The sequence below is a fragment of the Streptomyces sp. NPDC059371 genome (genome assembly GCF_042751995.1).
Lineage (GTDB): Bacteria > Actinomycetota > Actinomycetes > Streptomycetales > Streptomycetaceae > Streptomyces.
This window is the reverse complement of record NZ_JBHYXD010000204.1, coordinates 1-2,386: the sequence shown is the minus strand read 5'-3', so window position 1 is coordinate 2,386 and position 2,386 is coordinate 1. Positions and strand designations below refer to the sequence as shown.

At 67.8% G+C, this 2,386-nt stretch carries 2 protein-coding genes and 1 pseudogene; 1 reads left to right on the top strand and 2 read right to left on the bottom strand.

Going from position 1 to position 2,386, the window contains the following annotated elements:
* Both ACFXGX_RS43160 and ACFXGX_RS43155 read right to left on the bottom strand, forming a co-directional pair.
* Positions 1 to 201, bottom strand: a pseudogene (locus tag ACFXGX_RS43160) (phosphoadenylyl-sulfate reductase); the annotation flags it as partial.
* Entirely contained in the window at positions 188 to 373 is a 186-nt protein-coding gene (locus tag ACFXGX_RS43155; protein WP_384803969.1) for a hypothetical protein, read from the bottom strand. The gene ACFXGX_RS43155 and the pseudogene ACFXGX_RS43160, both read right to left, overlap by 14 nt.
* A 434-nt stretch (positions 374 to 807) precedes the next feature.
* Between ACFXGX_RS43155 and ACFXGX_RS43150 the strand changes: the two genes are divergently transcribed.
* Complete coding sequence (locus ACFXGX_RS43150) at positions 808 to 2,325, top strand: hypothetical protein (RefSeq protein ID WP_384803966.1); 1,518 nt, start codon at positions 808 to 810, stop codon at positions 2,323 to 2,325.
* Positions 2,326 to 2,386 lie beyond the last annotated feature (61 nt).

Here is a 2,386-nt window from a genome sequence, read left to right as displayed (position 1 = left end):
CACGTCCACACCCGGCCGGGCACGCGACGCCAGATGAGCGACCACCGCGTCCTCCATCGAGGAGGTCACGCAGAACGCCCCGCCGAACGTGTCCGCGGCCCAGCGCAGGATCTCCAGGGCGGACGCGTCCTCCAAGTCGCGTCCGGCCCACGTGGCGAGCAGCCGGAGTTCGGCGGACCGGTCCGTGTCAGCGCCCTTCATGTGCGGCTCCCCGGCCGACGCCCAGCGCCACGAGACCGAGCAGCCGGAGGAACGAGAAACTGAACGCGCGCTCACAAGCGCCGCATTTCCAGGTGTCGGGCCCTTCACCGGCCCGGAAGAGCCCCTTGTACTCGCAGTACGGGCAGGGGTGGAGCAACTCGCGTTCACTCATCATTTTCTCCTGTCCGGAAGTACTTTGGCAGAGGGTTCTTCGGGGTCTTCGGGTGACGGCGAAAAGACCCGGAGAGTAATTCCCTTTTCCGGAGTTCGGAAGTTCCGGTCACCCTAGCAACGGCCGCGGATAGGCCACTGACACGGCGCTGATACGTTCCGGAATCCGGTCTCGCAAGCGCCGTGTCAGCGCCCGGTCAGTGGTGTTTGAGATAGTCGCGGATGGATTTCGCGGTCCGCTGCGGGACCACGGGCAGCGCACCTTGACGATCCGGAGAAATCTCTTGCCCAGAGGCCCTCGGTCCGGGGCCATTGCCATGCCTGCGACCGGGGGACCCGAACCGCAAGTTCCAGAAGAGGGGCATTTGCACGATGAGACTATCCAGGCTCCGAAGAACAGGGTTCCCACGGCGTTCGTCCGTGGTTCTCCTTACCTTGGGACTGACCACCGCCCTGCTCAGCGGAGCCGGTCAGGCATCACCCGAGTCCGCCAAGGCGTGGACCTCCGAGTTCAAGGCATCCAACGGAACCACCTACACCGCCACCAACCACCTGCTCCCCCAGGCGGGCGGACACGGGCGTGAGTGGCTGCTCGCCTGGGCGGGGCCGGCGGACCACACGACGCCCGACTTCCTCACCGTCATCGACGCGACGCCCGACTCACCGCACTACGGGGAGGTCGTCAACACGGTGACGATGGGGCCGGGCAAGGGCAACGAGCCGCACCACATGCAGTATCTGTGGCACAAGGGCGCCCGGCTGTTCGCGGGCGGCATCCTCACCGACACGACGTTCGTGTTCGACACGAAGGCCCTGCCGGCCGTGAAGCTCGTCGGCGTGAACGTCCCCACGGACACCCCGTGCGGCACGCTGCCGGACGCCTACCAGGTGCTGCGCGACGGCACCGCGTACGGCACGTACATGGGCGGCCCCAACGTCACGGGGCCGTGCACCTACACCAACGGTGAGGTGCGTGAGGGCAACGGCGCGGCCGGCTCGCCCGGCGAGATCGTCTACTTCGGCAAGGACGGGAAGACCGTCTCCGAGATCCCCGCGGCCGTCAAGGGCGGTGAGGACCCGGTCCAGTGCGGCAACGTACCGGTGCTGACGGAGGCGAGCTGTGCCAACCCGCACGGCATCGCGGTCCGCGAGGACATGAACATCATGGTCGCCAGTGACTTCGTCGAGGCACGCAACTTCGTGACTCCCGAGGTCGAACTGCGCGAGGACCTCGCCCGGCAGACGGTCCGCGTCTGGGACATCACCGACCGGGCCAACCCGAAGATGAAGTCCGTGTCCAAGATGGCGGACGGTCCCAGGGCCGCCCAGGAGTCGGATCCGATCTTCGGCGAGTCCCGGGTGCTCATGGAGACGGCACTGCCCAACAAGCGTGGTCACAAGGGCGCCTTCGTCTCCTCGATGACCGGCGGCGCGGTCTACTACACGCCGGACATCACGTCCTCCAAGCCGAAGTGGAAGGAGGTGCTGGACGACACGACGCCGTACCAGACCTTCGCCCCCGACGGCTCGGTGACCGGTGGCGGGGACAACTCGAGCTGGCTGGCGGTCAGTCCGGACGACCGCTACCTGTTCCACACGGTGATGGGCGCGTCGAAGCCCTACGGGAAGCCGCTGGACCGGACGACCGGCATGGTCTACGTGCTGGACATCCAGAAGCTGCTCGCGTCGGGCGACGACCCGCGGTGCTCCATCGACAAACTCGACGAGGCCTACAAGGGCGGCGACGAGAGCGACTGTCCCGGCCTGGTCGGCACCGTCCCGATCCGGGACACGACCGACGGCGGTCCGCACTGGGGCGCGATGGACAACTTCACCAAGGGGAAGGACGGCAACTACCGCGAGGCCACCCGGGTCAAGCGGGTCGCCACCGCCAATTACTTCCTGGCCGGGGGCTTCGGGGGCGTGGGGGGCCTCCGGGGGGGGATGTTTTAAGTGGGGGGGGGGGGGGGGGGGTGACCCCCCGCTGGGGGCCCAGCACCCGGGCGATTGCCCC